This is a genomic window from Bradyrhizobium sp. U531 (assembly GCF_051710265.1).
GTDB lineage: Bacteria > Pseudomonadota > Alphaproteobacteria > Rhizobiales > Xanthobacteraceae > Bradyrhizobium.
Genome location: NZ_JASVEN010000013.1, coordinates 1 through 14,644 on the forward strand (window position 1 = coordinate 1; position 14,644 = coordinate 14,644).

Here is a 14,644-nt window from a genome sequence, read left to right on the forward strand (position 1 = left end):
CCAGCCGACAGAGAACTGTCACCCATCCATCCGGTCTACTTTGTTACCTATCTATCCGGTCTGGACACAGATGCACCTTCTCCCCTTGTGGGAGAAGGTGGCGCGAAGCGCCGGATGAGGGGTGTCTCTCCGCGAAGACTCAGAAGAGGATCACTCGTGGAGAGAGACCCCTCACCCGTCTCGCCGCTATCGCGGCGAGCCACCCTCTCCCACAGGGGGAGAGGGGAGAAACGACCTAGCCCGACAGCGCGGCTTTCACCAAACCGCTGGCCTTGCCGAAATCCATCTGTCCGGCGTACTTCGCGCGCAGCACCGCGATCACCTTGCCCATGTCCTTCATGCCGGCAGCGCCGGTCTCGCCGATCGCATCCGCGATGGCCTTCTTGACCTCGTCGTCCGACATCTGCTTCGGCAAATAAGCCGAGATCACCGCGATCTCTTCGCGCTCCTGGGCTGCGAGCTCGGCGCGACCGCCTTTTTCATAGAGCTCGACCGATTCCTGCCGCTGCTTGATCATCTTCTGAAAGACGCCGAGCAGGTCGGCATCCGACAGCGGCGGCTTGCCCTGCCCGCGCGCGTCGATGTCGGCGTTCTTGATGGTCGAGTTCATCATGCGCAGCGTGGAGAGCTTGCGTTCCTCCTTGGCCTTCATGGCCTCCTTGACCGCATTGTTGATGTCGTCGCGCAGCATGATCGTGATCCCTTCGAATAGATGACGCCTGATCTAGGCCGTTTGCGCCCTTCACACAACCTGGCTCGCGAGCCATTCGGTCAGCGCCCGCGCGGTTGCTTCGGGCTGCTCGGCTTGCGGCAGGTGTCCGCAGGAAGCGAGGATCACGAGCCTTGCGCCGGCGATGCCCTCGGCCATCTCCTTCGAGAAGGCATTGGGGATGGTGTTGTCGCTATCGCCTGTCAGCACCAGCGTCGGGCATGTGATCGTCGCTAATGTGGGCCTCGAATCCACCCGCGCGATGATCGCGGTTTGCTGCCGCAGATAACCCTCGACGCCGACGTCCTCGTCCTGTGCGTGCACCAGCCTCAGGAGATCGGCATCATTGCGCCGCGACGGGTGGACCAATTCCGGAAAGCTCTCCTCGCGGACGGCGCGAAGCTCGCCGCGCCTCGCCCGCTCCATCAGGCCGCGGCGGCGCGCGGTCGCCTCCGGCGTGTCGGGCCTGGCCTGGGTGTTGATCAGCGCCAGCTTGACGATCCGCTCCGGCGCCTGGCGCATGATCTCGAACGCGATGTAGCCGCCCATGGAATGGCCGGCGAGCGCGAAGCGCGGCGGCGCCTCGCGCAGCACCCGGGCGGCGATATCAGCCATGCTGTCGTCGCGGATATGGTTGGCGATCATCACCGGCCCGAACCGCCACAGCGCCGGGACCACGGGGGCATAGATCCGGGCCGAGGAGGCCAGCCCCGGAACCAGCACGATCGGGGTGGACTGGTCCATTATTGCCTCGCGAGCCCCCAGAATTGCCGGAAATTGTGCGGTCGAGCTTACGGGCCCGAGGAGGCCTGTCAAATATGCAAAAACGCATGTGAATCCGCGCATCTCCGCTTTGACGGCGGCGTCCGCGGAGACTATGAAACGCGCTCATGACACAACATGACAACGATACCGCCTGGCCGGACCACAAACCGACCGCGCTCCTCGTGCTTGCCGATGGCACGGTGCTGGAAGGCTTCGGTCTCGGCGCCGAGGGCCAAGCCGTCGGCGAGGTCTGCTTCAACACCGCGATGACCGGCTATGAGGAGATCCTCACCGATCCCTCCTATGCCGGCCAGCTCATCACCTTTACCTTCCCGCATATCGGCAATGTCGGTACCAACGAGGAAGACATCGAGACGGTGAACATGGCGGCAACGCCGGGCGCGCGCGGGGTGATCCTGCGCACCGCGATCACCGATCCCTCGAACTATCGCGCCACCAAGCATCTCGACCAGTGGCTGAAGGCCCGCGGCATCATCGGCCTGTCCGGCATCGACACCCGCGCGCTGACCGCGCTGATCCGCAGCAAGGGCATGCCCAACGCCGTGATCGCGCACGCCAAGGACGGTGCGTTCGACCTGCACGGCCTGAAGGAAGAAGCGCGCGAATGGCCCGGCCTCGAGGGCATGGACCTCGTGCCGATGGTCACATCCGGCCAGCGCTTCACCTGGGACGAGACCCCCTGGCTCTGGGACAAGGGTTTTGGCCGCCAGGACAACGCCGAGTTCAACGTCGTCGCCATCGACTACGGCATCAAGCGCAACATCCTGCGCCTGCTCGCCGGCGTCGGCTGCAAGGTGACGGTGGTGCCGGCGACGACCTCGTCGGAAGACATTCTGGCGATGAAGCCGGACGGCGTGTTCCTGTCCAACGGTCCGGGCGATCCTGCCGCGACCGGCAAATACGCCGTGCCTGTGATCCAGGACGTCATCAAGTCGGGCACGCCGACCTTCGGCATCTGCCTCGGCCACCAGATGCTGGGTCTTGCCGTCGGCGCCAGAACGAAGAAGATGCATCAGGGCCATCACGGCGCCAATCATCCCGTCAAGGACGAGACCACCGGCAAGGTCGAGATCACCTCGATGAACCACGGCTTCGCCGTGGACGAGACGACGCTGCCGAAGGGCGCGACGCAGACCCACATTTCCCTTTTCGACGGGTCCAATTGCGGCATCCAGCTCGACGGCAAGCCGGTGTTCTCGGTGCAGTACCACCCCGAGGCTTCGCCCGGTCCGCGCGACTCGCACTATCTGTTCCAGCGCTTCGCCGATCTGATGCGGCAGAAGAAGAGCGCGTAAGACGAGAACGCCGGCGGACGATACCGCCGGCTATGCGTCACGGACGCATGAACATGAAGTCCGTGTCGGGATCGCAATTCTCGGCAATGAAGCGCAGCTCCGCCTGGATGTCGGCGACCGATCGCGTCTCCAGATATTTCGAGATCACCTGACTGAGTAAGGCGCGGCAGACGGCTTCGTGTCCGAGACCGGACGTCTCCGCCTCGTCGATGGCCGCGGAGAAATGACGCTGCGCAACGTCGGATGCGTACATGGCGCTCCCTCTTCTTTCGCTCGGACAGGCGTGCCCGCCATTGGCCGCTGATGCCTTGATCTCCGTCAAGCCGGCGTATGATCTGGCGCAGGAACAAGGGGACAGGCACCGTCTTGATCCCCGGAGCTGTTGTGACCCGGAGACCCCAATGTCCGTCGTCCGCGACAATGCCGAGCCGCTCGCCATCGTGTTCGAGGACGATGGGCTCGTGCCGAACAACATCCGTCCGTTCCTGGTCTACCAGGGCGCGGTCGAGCTCGATCGGAAATGGCAGGAAGAGACCATCGAAAAACTGTTCGAGACGAACGGCTGGGGTGGCACGTGGCGCAACGGCGTCTACGATTATCTGCATTATCACGCGACGGTGCATGAGGTGCTCGGCGTCGCGCGCGGCCATGCCCGCGTCCGCTTCGGCGGCGACCATGGCCAGGAGCTGGACATCAAGGCCGGCGACGTCGCGATCCTGCCCGCCGGCACCGGGCATCAATGCATCAAGGCGAGCGACGATTTCTGCGTGATCGGCGCCTATCCGCCGGGCGCGAAGATGGAGATAACCAGGGCGACGCCGGAGAACCACGCCAGGGCGCTGAAGACGATTCCGAACGTCGCGCTGCCGCCGGCCGATCCCGTGACGGGAAAGCATGGCGCGTTGATGCGGTTGTGGCGGTAGCCGCAAGCGCGGTGCCGTAGGGTGGGCAAAGCGGAGCGTGCCCACGCATTCTTTGCGATCGGGAGAGATGGTGGGCACGGCGCGCAAAGAGCGCGCCTTTGCCCACCCTACGACAGCTCGCCCTACGCCTCGTTGCCGCCTTCCTGCCGCGTCGCCTCGAACAGGAACCAGGTTCGCCGCTCGGTCTCGTCGATGAAGTTCTCGAGCAGGCTGGCGCTCGCCACGTCCTCGGCCTTGTCGCAGACGTCGTGCGCTTTGCGCATCGCCGCCGCGACGTGCTTGTTGTCCTGCATCAGCTCGCGCAGCATCTCGCGCGGCGGGACGTAGTCCTCGTTGTTGTCCTTGATGGTCTGCAGCTTTGCGACCTGGCCGATCGACTTCAGCGTGGTCCCGCCGATCTTGCGGACGCGCTCGGCGAGCTGATCGGTGGTGGCGAAGATCTGGTCGGACTGCTCGTCGAGAAGCAGATGGTAGTCGCGGAAGTGCCGGCCGCTGACGTGCCAGTGGAAATTCTTGGTCTTCAAATAGAGCGCGAAGGCGTCGGCCAGAAGCACGTTGAGCGCCTCAGAGACCTTCTTGACCCCGTCGGGCGACAGATCGGTGGGGGTATCGAGATCGGGCGAGACCTTGGTGGTTTTGCTCACGGGAAACCTTCCTGTTAGGACGCGGACATTGACGGCGCGCCGTCGCACCCCTAACGCAAGGCGGGCAGCGCGGTTCCAATTTGGGGAACCGCTGGGCGGGATACCATGGACGATTGGATCGATTATTACGACTCCACGCATACGATCTATGTCAGCAAGCTGCATCGCGACTTGCACTTCCAGATCATTGCGCGGGACATCATCGGCTACATCTCCTCGCCCGACGCGGTCGTGCTGGACTACGCCTGCGGCGAGGCGCTGTCGGCGACCCAGGTGGCCGCGCGCTGCGGCCAGCTGATCCTGGCCGAGCCGGCGCCGGGCGTGCGCGGCCGGCTGATCGCACGGTTTGCGCCGAACACCAGGATCCGGGTTCGCTCGCTCGACGACGTCCGCAAGATGCAGGAGCAGTCGATCGACCTCGTCGTCATGAACTCGGTCGCGCAATATATGACGCCGGACGAGCTCGATGCCGCGCTCGTCAACATCCGCCGCATCCTGAAGCCCTCCGGCAAGCTGGTGCTGGGCGATATCCTGCAGCCCAGTGTCGGCATGTTCCGGGACGTGATGGCGCTGCTCAGCTTCGGCCTGCGCCACGGCTTCCTGAAGGACGCGCTGGTCGGGCTGATCAGCACCGCGCTGTCGGATTACCGCCATTTGCGCACGCGCATTGGTCTGCAGCGCTACAGCGAGGACGAGATCACCGCCAGGCTGAAGGCGGCCGGCTTCGCGGTCCAGCGCGCCCATACCAATATCGGCCATAATCGCTGGCGCATGACCTTCATCGCCCGGCCGCCGCTGGTTCGTTAAGCATAACAATTAGCCGTTGTAGCTTGTCGCACTGCAATCGGACATGATCGCCGCGGCCCGGTGGCGGAAGCGTCTACGCGAGGGCGGTGCAACGCTCTTCATCCTGGTTCAAATCCAGGCCGGGTCTCCACGCTTCGCCCCTGCGGGGCTACGCGTGGCGCAGCCACGCAAGACCCGCAGGGGCGAAGCGTGTCCGGCGTAGCTGGAGCGAAGCGCAAGCGAAGACGGACCGTCTCGGCAGACCTCAACCCGCCTCGACCACCTCACACGCCGCCACCAACTGCAGCCGCTCCGCATCCTTCGCCGCAGAGCTGATCACCGCATCCAGCAAGCCCGGAAAACGCGCGTCCAGATCCTCGCGGCGCAATCGCATGAAGCGGTTGGTACCGGCGACACGCGTCTGCATCAGGCCGCATTCGCGCAGCTTGGCGAAGTGATAGGCGAGATTCGACTTGGCCCCGAGACCGCTGAAATCGCCGCACCGCAACTCGCTGCTGACACGTTCTTGCTGGGCGAGCTGGTACACGATCGCCAGCCGGATCGGATCGCTCAGGCAATCCAGGACCATCGGCAGCTCAATCTGTTCACGGGTGGGGTGGAGGGGTGCGCGGCTCATGGTCCGGAATCATAGCGAAGCGGGCGCAATGTTCAATAGTTCTTGAACCAATTGACAGGGCCCCCCCAAAAATCAATAGTTCAATAAGCATTGAACATAGGGATCGACCCCATGAGCGTATTCTGGCTGGCCTTGGCGGCCTTCGCGATCGGCACGGAAGGCTTTGTGATCGCTGGACTTCTGCCGGGCATCGCCGCGGATTTGCAGATTTCGGTCCCGGCCGCCGGCCAGTTGGTCACCGCCTACGCCCTTACCTATGCCGTGGGCTCGCCGATCCTGGCCGTCGCCCTGAACAATATCGACCGCCGCACGGTGTTGGCCCTGGCGCTTGTGACCTTCATCGCCGGAAATCTCGCGGCGATGGTGGCGTCGAGCTACGCGCTGCTGCTGGCCTCGCGGATGCTGATGGCGCTGGGCTCCGGCCTGTGCGTGCCGACGGCCATGGCGGTGTCCGTCGCGGTCGCCGCTCCCGAACGCCGTGGCCGCGCGGTGGCGCTGGTCACCTCGGGCATCACGGTTGCGACCGTCATCGGCGTTCCCCTCGGCAATCTCGTCGGCAGCCTGTTCGGCTGGCGCGCAACCTTCGCCATGGTCGCCCTGATCAGCGCCGTCGCGCTCGCCGGCCTCCTGCTCGGCCTGCCCCGCGGCCTGCCGCGCAACACGGCTTCGCTCGGCGAACGGCTGGCCGTGGCGCGCCACAGCCACGTGCTGGTCGCACTCCTGATCACGATTCTCTGGGCGCTTGGCGGCTTCACCGTGTTCACCTATTTCGCGGTTCCCTTGCACAGCCTCGGCTTCGACGCCTCGCAGATCAGCCTGGCGCTCCTGGTGTTTGGCGGCGCGGCGGCGATCGGCAACATGCTCGGCGGCTTGCTGGCCGACCGGCTCGGCACGCTCGCTACCGCAGGTCTCGGGCTTGCCGGGATGGCGGCTGCGCTGATCCTGCATTCGCTGGTCCTGAAGCTGATGCCCGGTCAGGCCCATTACGCGGTGCTGGGTGCGATTTTCCTCTGGGGCATCTCGGGCTGGGCGTTCTATCCGGCCCAGGTCGCCAGCATCATCCGGATCGAGCCAAAGGCCTCGATGATCGCGCTCTCGCTGAATGCCTCCGCAATGTATCTCGGCTTCGCCATCGGCGGCGCGCTGGGCGGGGCGGTGCTGGCCACCCTCTCCCCGAACGACCTCGGCTGGATCGGCGGAACGAGCGTTGCAGCCTCGCTTCTGGTCCATCTCGCCCGGGGCTGGCAGGCCCGGCCAAAACCCGTCAAAATTGCCGGTTGATGGGCATTTTTCGGGGTTTCGCCGCCCCGAAAACTGGTCTAAGACCCACCCGCGCGCGAGGGAGACCACCGCGCTCTCGGCTTAAGGGGACGCGCGGCAAGCGCGCCCTTTTTTTGTGCCCAAATTCCACTTCGACTTCGGCGAGAGTTGATGCCCAAACGTACAGACATCACCACCATCCTGATCATCGGCGCCGGTCCCATCGTGATCGGCCAGGCCTGCGAGTTCGACTATTCGGGCACGCAGGCGGTGAAGACGCTGAAGGAAGAGGGCTACCGCATCGTCCTCGTCAATTCCAATCCGGCCACCATCATGACCGACCCGGAATTGGCCGACGCGACCTATATCGAGCCGATCACGCCCGAGATCGTCGCCAAGATCATCGAGAAGGAACGTCACGTCATTCCCGGCGGCTTCGCGCTGCTGCCGACCATGGGCGGCCAGACCGCGCTGAACTGCGCGCTGTCGCTGCGTCAGCAAGGCACGCTCGAAAAGTTCGACGTCGAAATGATCGGCGCGACCGCGGAAGCCATCGACAAGGCCGAGGACCGCCAGCTGTTCCGCGAGGCCATGACCAAGATCGGGCTGGAAACGCCGAAGTCGCGGCTCGCCAACGCCTCCGAGCTGAAAAAGTCCTTCCGCGACAAGCGCCAGGCCGAACGCGCGAAGCTGACGGGTGCCGCGCTCGAAGAACACGACCGGCAGTGGGTGCTCGGGGAGAGCGACCGCCGCAAGCGCTATCAGGAATACGCGCTGGGCCAGGCGTTGATGGCGTTGTCCGAGATCGGCCTGCCCGCGATCATCCGCCCCTCCTTCACCATGGGCGGCACCGGCGGCGGCATCGCCTACAACAAGGAAGAGTTCCTCGACATCATCGAGCGCGGCCTCGATGCGTCCCCCACCAACGAAGTCCTGATCGAGGAATCCGTCCTCGGCTGGAAAGAGTTCGAGATGGAGGTGGTGCGCGACAAGAAGGACAATTGCATCATCGTCTGCTCGATCGAGAATTTCGATCCGATGGGCGTGCACACCGGCGACTCCATCACGGTGGCTCCGGCGCTGACGCTGACGGACAAGGAATACCAGATCATGCGCGACGCCTCGCTGGCGGTGCTGCGCGAGATCGGCGTCGAGACCGGCGGCTCCAACGTGCAGTTCGGCGTCAATCCCGAGGACGGCCGCATGGTCGTGATCGAGATGAATCCGCGCGTCTCGCGTTCGTCCGCACTGGCCTCGAAGGCCACCGGCTTCCCGATCGCCAAGGTCGCTGCAAAGCTCGCGATCGGCTACACGCTGGATGAAATCGCCAACGACATCACCGGCGGCGCGACGCCGGCCTCGTTCGAGCCAACCATCGACTACGTGGTCACCAAGATCCCGCGTTTCGCCTTCGAGAAATTCCCCGGCGCCTCCTCCACGCTGACGACGTCGATGAAGTCGGTCGGCGAGGTGATGGCGATCGGCCGCACCTTCCAGGAGAGCATGCAGAAAGCGTTGCGCGGGCTCGAGACCGGATTGACGGGGCTCGACGAGATCGAGATCGAGGGTCTCGGCCGCGACGACGACAAGAACGCGATCCGCGCCGCGCTCGGCACGCCGACGCCGAACCGCATTCTCCAGGTCGCGCAAGCCATGCGGCTCGGCTGGTCGAACGAGGACATCTTCAACTCCTGCAAGATCGACCCCTGGTTCCTCGGCGAGATGCGCGGCATCGTCGACATGGAAACGAAGGTCCGGAAGCATGGCCTGCCCGGCAACGCCTTCGGCATGCGCACGCTCAAGGCGATGGGCTTCTCCGACGCGCGCCTTGCCGTGCTCGCCGAGACGACCGAGGCCGAGGTGACGGCGAAGCGCCACGCGCTCGACGTCCGCCCGGTCTACAAGCGCATCGACACCTGCGCGGCGGAGTTCGCCTCGCCCACCGCCTACATGTACTCGACCTACGAGTCGCCGTTCGCAGGCAATGTCGCGGACGAAAGCACCCCGTCGGACAAGAAGAAGGTCATCATCCTCGGTGGCGGCCCCAACCGCATCGGCCAGGGCATCGAGTTCGACTATTGCTGCTGTCACGCCTGCTTCGCGCTGCATGACGCCGGCTACGAATCCATCATGGTCAACTGCAATCCGGAGACGGTGTCGACCGACTACGACACCGCCGACCGGCTCTATTTCGAGCCGCTCACCGCCGAGGACGTGCTGGAGATCATCGCCAAGGAGCGCAGCAAGGGCACGCTGCACGGCGTGATCGTGCAGTTCGGCGGCCAGACGCCGCTGAAGCTCGCGCGCGCGCTGGAAGCCGCCGAAGTGCCGATCCTCGGCACCTCGCCCGACGCGATCGACCTTGCCGAGGACCGCGACCGCTTCAAACGCGTGCTCGACAAGCTGCGCCTCAAGCAGCCCAAGAACGGCATCGCCTATTCGGTCGAACAGGCCCGCCTGGTCGCGACCGATCTCGGCCTGCCCCTGGTCGTTCGTCCGTCCTACGTGCTCGGCGGCCGTGCGATGCAGATCATCCGCGAGGAGAATCAGCTCAGCGACTACCTTCTCGGCACGCTGCCGGAGCTGGTGCCGGCGGACGTCAAGGCGCGCTATCCCAACGACAAGACAGGGCAGATCAACACGGTGCTCGGCAAGAACCCATTGCTGTTCGACCGCTATCTGTCGGATGCCACCGAGATCGACGTCGACTGCCTCTGCGACGGCAAGGACACCTTCATCGTCGGCATCATGGAGCACATCGAGGAAGCCGGCATCCATTCCGGCGACAGCGCCTGCTCGCTGCCGCCGCACTCGCTGGATGCGAAGATGATCGAGGAGCTGGAGCGGCAGACCCGCGAGCTCGCGCTCGGCCTTGACGTCGTCGGCCTGATGAACGTGCAATACGCGATCAAGGACGGCGAGATCTACGTGCTCGAAGTCAATCCGCGCGCCTCGCGCACGGTGCCCTTCGTCGCCAAGGTGGTGGGCACGCCGGTCGCCAAGATCGCCGCGCGCGTCATGGCCGGCGAGAAGCTCGCCGACTTCAAGCTGACGAAAGCCAAGCTCAAGCACGTCGGCGTCAAGGAATCGGTGTTCCCGTTCGCGCGCTTCCCCGGCGTCGACACCGTGCTCGGCCCCGAGATGCGCTCGACCGGCGAAGTCATGGGCATCGACGGCTCGTTCGCGGTGGCGTTCGCCAAGAGCCAGCTCGGCGGCGGCACGCGGGTACCGCGCAAGGGCACGGTGTTCGTGTCGGTGCGCGAGAGCGACAAGACGCGCATCGCCGAAGCCGTCCGCGAATTGCATTCGCTCGGCTTCAAGGTGCTGGCGACCTCGGGCACGCAGCGCTTTCTGACCGACCAGGGCATCCCGACCGAGAAGGTGAACAAGGTGCTGGAGGGCCGGCCGCACATCGTCGACGCCATCACCAACGGCGACGTTCAGCTCGTCTTCAACACCACCGAAGGCCCGCAGGCGCTGGCCGACAGCCGTTCGCTGCGGCGCGCGGCCCTCTTGCATAAAGTGCCGTATTACACCACTCTTTCCGGGGCCGTGGCGGCCGCGCAGGGCATCCGGGCCTATCTGGGCGGGGACCTTGAGGTTCGTACCCTGCAGAGCTACTTTTCGGAAACCTGATCGCTAGCGGCGGTGACGCTGCCGCTAAGTGATTGGCAATGAAGCCACAATGGCCGGAGGAACTGTCCGGGCCATGTGGTTGTTCTGTTCCGGCGCCAGACCCGCATAAGTTCCCGGTGGGCCCATGTTCGGCCCCGGGAATACCGACGAATCAAGGTTGCCGCGCCCTCCGTTTCGAGGGTGCGCAGCTGGAAGACGAGAGAAGAGATGGAAAAGGTTCCGATGACCCAGGCCGGCTTTGTCGCGCTCGGGGAAGAATTGAAGAAGCGTCAGTCGGAAGATCGTCCGCGCATCATCGAGCATATCGCCGAGGCGCGCTCGCACGGCGACCTGTCGGAAAACGCGGAGTATCATGCCGCGAAGGAAGAGCAGTCCCACAATGAGGGCCGCATCGCCGAGCTCGAGGACAAGCTCGCGCGCGCCGACATCATCGACATCTCGAAGCTCTCGGGCGACACCATCAAGTTCGGCGCCACCGTGACACTGGTCGACGAGGACACCGAGAAGAAGGCGGTGTGGCAGATCGTCGGCGAGGTCGAGGCCGACGCCAAGAAGGGCCGCATCTCCATCACCTCGCCGCTCGCCCGCGCGCTGATCGGCAAGAAGAAAGGCTCGACCGTCGAGGTCAACGCCCCCGGCGGCGCCAAGGCCTATGAGATCACCAAGGTGGAGTGGCGGTAAGGATTTGCCGCTGCTTCGTCTGCTGACGTTTCGAAAAGGCCGCGCACAGCGCGGCCTTTTTGTTGCGGCGTGTTGCTGAGCCTGAGTGATCAGATGCTCTCACCACCCGTCATTGCGAGCGTAGCGAAGCAATCCAGAATCCCTCCGCAGAGACAGCCTGTATTGCTTCGTCGCTTCGCTCCTCGCAATGACGGTGTGGAAGCTGCGCGCCCAGCTCTCGTGTCCCGGACGCGCTGCAACGCGCAGCGTTGCTGCGCAGAGCCGGGACCCAGAAAGCGACACGGGAAGGCGCGGTGATATGGGCCCCGGCTCTGCAGCGCAGCACTGCGTGATGCGCCGCGTCCGGGGGCATGAGAGTGGGGTTGGCAACGGACAGAACGCAGAGAGCGTCCGACCAGCCTACCTTCTTCCCTTCACATCCAGCGGCACGGCCGCCTCGTACTTCGAGTTGTGCAGCACCAGCGAGGTGCGCACGTTGCGCACATGCGGCGCGGCCGTCAGGTGCGTGACGAAATCCTGGAAGGTCGCCATGTCGGGGGCGACGCATTTGAGGATGAAATCGACCTCGCCCGACAGCATCCAGCATTCCCGTACCAGCGGCTCGGCGCGGACGAACTCCTCGAAGGCGCGAAGATCCGCCTCGGCCTGGCTGGACAGGTGCACGGCGGCGAACACGGTCACGTCGAAGCCGAGCTTGCGGGCATCCAGCAGGCCGCGATAGCCGTGGATGTAGCCCTCCTCCTCCAGCGCCCTGACGCGGCGCAGGCAGGGTGGCGGCGAGATCCCGACGCGCTTGGCCAGCTCGACATTCGTGATTCGACCGTCGGCCTGAATCTCGGTGAGAATTTTCAGGTCGATCTCGTCTAGGTTCCGCGACACGTGATTGGAACTCCTGGCCTTTACGGCGGCATTAGGTGGGCTTGTCGCAATCCTCATAGCCCAGTCCGTGCGGTCAGCGCAATTTTATTGCGCGTGCAGCGCAATCGACTTTTGTTCCCTGTTGGAAAAATCCGCTGCCAGGCAATGCAATTCTTGCATAGCTCACCAGAAGGCTTAGATTAGCTCTGATATTTCAGCGCCTCCGCGACGCCTCCCGGCATGTTCCGCGCCCGCGCTGCAGATCCCCCGTGAAAGGCGTCCATCGAAATGTCCGCTCCTGTTCATGCAAAGGTCGTCATTATTGGCTCCGGCCCCGCTGGTTACACGGCAGCGATCTACGCCGCGCGGGCGATGCTGGAGCCGATCCTGATCCAGGGCATCCAGCCCGGCGGCCAGCTCACCATCACCACCGATGTCGAGAACTATCCGGGCTTCGCCGACGTCATCCAGGGCCCCTGGCTGATGGAGCAGATGGAGAAGCAGGCGGTTCATGTCGGCACCAAGATCGTCTCCGACCTCGTGATCAAACTCGACACCTCGCAGCGGCCGTTCCGCCTCACCTGCGATAGCGGCGACGTCTATCTCGCCGACACCGTGATCCTCGCCACCGGCGCCCAGGCGCGCTGGCTCGGGTTGCCGTCGGAGACCAAGTTCCAGGGCGGCGGCGTCTCGGCCTGCGCGACCTGCGACGGCTTCTTCTACCGCAACAAGGAGGTCGTGGTGGTCGGCGGCGGCAACACCGCGGTCGAGGAAGCGCTGTACCTGACCAACCATGCCTCGCAGGTCACCATCGTGCATCGCCGCGATCACTTCCGCGCCGAGCGCATCCTGCAGGAGCGCCTGTTCAAGCACCCGAAGATCAAGGTGATCTGGGATGCCGCCATCGACGAGATCTGCGGCACCGAGAACCCGAACAAGGTCACCCATGTGCGCCTGAAGAACGTCAAGACCGGCGCGCTGACGGACGTGAAGACCGACGGCGTCTTCATCGCCATCGGCCACGCGCCGGCGACCGAGCTTGTGAAAGACCAGATCAAGCTGAAACCCTCGGGCTATGTCGAGGTCGCCCCGAATTCGACCGCCACCTCGGTGCCCGGCCTGTTCGCCGCAGGCGACGTCGCCGACGAGACTTTTCGCCAGGCCGTCACGGCCGCAGGCCTCGGCTGCATGGCAGCGCTCGAGGCCGAACGTTTCTTGGCCCTGCGCGCCAGCGAGCGCGCGGCAGCGGAATAACGATCATGCCTCGAACACGCGACGGATTTACGGATATGGACTGGGACAAGCTGAAGGTGTTTCACGCAGCGGCGGAAGCTGGCAGCTTCACGCATGCGGGCGAGCAGCTCGGTCTGTCGCAATCGGCGGTGTCACGCCAGGTCTCGGCGCTGGAGCAGGAGCTCTCGGTCTCGCTGTTCCACCGCCACGCCCGCGGCCTGATCCTCACCGAGCAGGGCGACCTCTTGTTCCGCACCGCGCATGACGTCTTCATGCAGCTCCAGGCGGCACGCGCAAAACTGACCGACAGCCGCGAGCGGCCGAGCGGCGATCTCAAGATCACCACCACGCCCGGCGTCGGCATCAACTGGCTGATCCCGCGGCTCGGCGAGTTCACCGCGCTCTATCCGGAGATCCGCATCTCGCTGATCGTCACCGACGAGGAACTCGACCTCTCCATGCGCGAAGCGGATGTCGCCATCCGCACCCGCAAGCCGACGCAGCCCGATCTCATCCAGCGCAAGCTGTTCGCGATGGGCTTCCACGCCTATTGCTCGCCGGAATACATCAAGCGCTTCGGCACGCCGCGCACGCTGGAAGAGCTCGACTCCCACCGCATCATCACGCTCTCCGACGGCAACTTCGCACCGCATTTGCAGAACCGTAACTGGCTGGTCGAAGCGGGCCGCAACGGCTCGGGTCCACGCGAGGCCTATTTCAGGGTCAACAACATCCTCGGTCTCGTGCGCGCTTGTCAGCAGGGACTCGGTATCGCCGCGCTGCCCGACTACCTCGTCGAGGAACAGAGCAAACTCGTGCAGCTGTTCGGCGAGTCCGATTCGATCCAGCTCGACACCTACTTCGTCTATCCCGAGGAGTTGAAGACAGTCGCGCGCGTGCAGGTGTTCCGCGACTTCGTGGTCAGCAAGGCGCAACGCTGGCCGTCCTGATTTCCGCATGACTGACATGCGGCCTCGGCTGTTGCTGCAGGCCGCTCGTCAAGCCCATACTGTTTTCACGCTGAGCCTTCGCGTTGCGCATTTGTCCCCCTCCTCCAGTGGCGCGGGAGTTCAGTAATCCCTCTTGGAAGGTGATTGTGTCGGCCTCACGTGGCCAATACCTAAGCCGGGCCCTTCGGGTCCGGCTTTTTTTCTGTCCATTCGGCTTTCGCTTTGCGCGTGTATTGACAGTTCCAG

The 14,644-nt window shown here is 64.5% G+C and carries 14 protein-coding genes and 1 tRNA gene; 9 read left to right on the forward strand and 6 right to left on the reverse strand.

What is annotated here, in order from left to right; all coding sequences use genetic code 11:
• Positions 1–235: 235 nt before the first annotated feature.
• Complete coding sequence (locus QRQ56_RS35445) at positions 236–691, reverse strand: GatB/YqeY domain-containing protein (protein ID WP_438746166.1); 456 nt, start codon at positions 689–691, stop codon at positions 236–238.
• Between the two features lie 51 nt (positions 692–742).
• Entirely contained in the window at positions 743–1,453 is a 711-nt protein-coding gene (locus QRQ56_RS35450; RefSeq protein WP_438746168.1) for an alpha/beta fold hydrolase, read from the reverse strand.
• Between the two features lie 146 nt (positions 1,454–1,599).
• Here QRQ56_RS35450 and carA point away from each other — a divergent pair, with 146 nt between their 5' ends.
• Positions 1,600–2,790, forward strand: coding sequence for a glutamine-hydrolyzing carbamoyl-phosphate synthase small subunit (gene carA, locus QRQ56_RS35455; RefSeq protein WP_438746169.1), 1,191 nt, complete (start codon positions 1,600–1,602; stop codon positions 2,788–2,790).
• 37 nt (positions 2,791–2,827) lie between these two features.
• Here carA and QRQ56_RS35460 read toward each other — a convergent pair whose 3' ends face one another.
• Positions 2,828–3,043, reverse strand: coding sequence for a hypothetical protein (locus QRQ56_RS35460; protein ID WP_438746171.1), 216 nt, complete (start codon positions 3,041–3,043; stop codon positions 2,828–2,830).
• 148 nt (positions 3,044–3,191) lie between these two features.
• Here QRQ56_RS35460 and QRQ56_RS35465 point away from each other — a divergent pair, with 148 nt between their 5' ends.
• Positions 3,192–3,713 (forward strand): cupin domain-containing protein, encoded by a 522-nt coding sequence (locus tag QRQ56_RS35465; RefSeq protein WP_438746173.1) that lies wholly within the window; start codon positions 3,192–3,194, stop codon positions 3,711–3,713.
• Positions 3,714–3,835: 122 nt separating this feature from the next.
• Here the strand turns inward: QRQ56_RS35465 and QRQ56_RS35470 are convergent, their stop codons facing one another.
• Positions 3,836–4,357: a Dps family protein gene (locus QRQ56_RS35470; RefSeq protein WP_438746174.1), complete on the reverse strand. Its 522-nt coding sequence runs from the start codon at positions 4,355–4,357 to the stop codon at positions 3,836–3,838.
• 105 nt (positions 4,358–4,462) lie between these two features.
• Here QRQ56_RS35470 and QRQ56_RS35475 point away from each other — a divergent pair, with 105 nt between their 5' ends.
• Both QRQ56_RS35475 and QRQ56_RS35480 read left to right on the forward strand, forming a co-directional pair.
• A complete protein-coding gene (locus tag QRQ56_RS35475; protein WP_438746176.1) occupies positions 4,463–5,164 on the forward strand; it encodes a class I SAM-dependent methyltransferase in 702 nt (233 codons plus the stop codon).
• Between the two features lie 54 nt (positions 5,165–5,218).
• Positions 5,219–5,294: transfer RNA gene (locus tag QRQ56_RS35480), tRNA-OTHER, on the forward strand.
• A gap of 114 nt (positions 5,295–5,408) precedes the next feature.
• Here the strand turns inward: QRQ56_RS35480 and QRQ56_RS35485 are convergent.
• Positions 5,409–5,780: an ArsR/SmtB family transcription factor gene (locus QRQ56_RS35485; protein WP_438746177.1), complete on the reverse strand. Its 372-nt coding sequence runs from the start codon at positions 5,778–5,780 to the stop codon at positions 5,409–5,411.
• 111 nt (positions 5,781–5,891) lie between these two features.
• Between QRQ56_RS35485 and QRQ56_RS35490 the strand changes: the two genes are divergently transcribed.
• The 3 genes from QRQ56_RS35490 to greA all read left to right on the forward strand — a co-directional run bounded on the left by QRQ56_RS35490 (position 5,892) and on the right by greA (position 11,357).
• Entirely contained in the window at positions 5,892–7,061 is a 1,170-nt protein-coding gene (locus QRQ56_RS35490) for an MFS transporter (RefSeq protein ID WP_438746178.1), read from the forward strand.
• Positions 7,062–7,211: 150 nt separating this feature from the next.
• Entirely contained in the window at positions 7,212–10,676 is a 3,465-nt protein-coding gene (gene carB, locus QRQ56_RS35495; protein ID WP_438746179.1) for a carbamoyl-phosphate synthase large subunit, read from the forward strand.
• A gap of 207 nt (positions 10,677–10,883) precedes the next feature.
• Positions 10,884–11,357, forward strand: a complete 474-nt coding sequence (greA, locus tag QRQ56_RS35500) for a transcription elongation factor GreA (protein ID WP_097657627.1) — start codon at positions 10,884–10,886, stop codon at positions 11,355–11,357.
• Positions 11,358–11,756: 399 nt separating this feature from the next.
• On the opposite strand, the gene QRQ56_RS35505 is transcribed toward greA, so the two are convergent.
• On the reverse strand, positions 11,757–12,236 hold the full coding sequence (locus QRQ56_RS35505) for an Lrp/AsnC family transcriptional regulator (protein WP_027547667.1): 480 nt from the start codon (positions 12,234–12,236) through the stop codon (positions 11,757–11,759).
• 267 nt (positions 12,237–12,503) lie between these two features.
• Between QRQ56_RS35505 and trxB the strand changes: the two genes are divergently transcribed.
• Complete coding sequence (gene trxB / locus QRQ56_RS35510; protein ID WP_438746181.1) at positions 12,504–13,469, forward strand: thioredoxin-disulfide reductase; 966 nt, start codon at positions 12,504–12,506, stop codon at positions 13,467–13,469.
• A 5-nt stretch (positions 13,470–13,474) separates the two neighbouring features.
• A complete protein-coding gene (locus QRQ56_RS35515; protein WP_026201990.1) occupies positions 13,475–14,398 on the forward strand; it encodes a LysR family transcriptional regulator in 924 nt (307 codons plus the stop codon).
• Positions 14,399–14,644 lie beyond the last annotated feature (246 nt).

What these genes read in the sequence shown, in the direction of transcription:
- QRQ56_RS35490 (WP_438746178.1), top strand. Translation starts at nt 5,892, where the DNA reads ATGAGCGTATTCTGGCTGGCCTTGGCGGCCTTCGCGATCGGCACGGAA.
- QRQ56_RS35485 (WP_438746177.1), bottom strand. Translation starts at nt 5,780, where the DNA reads ATGAGCCGCGCACCCCTCCACCCCACCCGTGAACAGATTGAGCTGCCG.
- carB (WP_438746179.1), top strand. Translation starts at nt 7,212, where the DNA reads ATGCCCAAACGTACAGACATCACCACCATCCTGATCATCGGCGCCGGT.
- QRQ56_RS35465 (WP_438746173.1), top strand. Translation starts at nt 3,192, where the DNA reads ATGTCCGTCGTCCGCGACAATGCCGAGCCGCTCGCCATCGTGTTCGAG.
- trxB (WP_438746181.1), top strand. Translation starts at nt 12,504, where the DNA reads ATGTCCGCTCCTGTTCATGCAAAGGTCGTCATTATTGGCTCCGGCCCC.
- carA (WP_438746169.1), top strand. Translation starts at nt 1,600, where the DNA reads ATGACACAACATGACAACGATACCGCCTGGCCGGACCACAAACCGACC.
- QRQ56_RS35515 (WP_026201990.1), top strand. Translation starts at nt 13,475, where the DNA reads ATGCCTCGAACACGCGACGGATTTACGGATATGGACTGGGACAAGCTG.
- QRQ56_RS35450 (WP_438746168.1), bottom strand. Translation starts at nt 1,453, where the DNA reads ATGGACCAGTCCACCCCGATCGTGCTGGTTCCGGGGCTGGCCTCCTCG.
- QRQ56_RS35445 (WP_438746166.1), bottom strand. Translation starts at nt 691, where the DNA reads ATGCTGCGCGACGACATCAACAATGCGGTCAAGGAGGCCATGAAGGCC.
- QRQ56_RS35460 (WP_438746171.1), bottom strand. Translation starts at nt 3,043, where the DNA reads ATGTACGCATCCGACGTTGCGCAGCGTCATTTCTCCGCGGCCATCGAC.
- greA (WP_097657627.1), top strand. Translation starts at nt 10,884, where the DNA reads ATGGAAAAGGTTCCGATGACCCAGGCCGGCTTTGTCGCGCTCGGGGAA.
- QRQ56_RS35475 (WP_438746176.1), top strand. Translation starts at nt 4,463, where the DNA reads ATGGACGATTGGATCGATTATTACGACTCCACGCATACGATCTATGTC.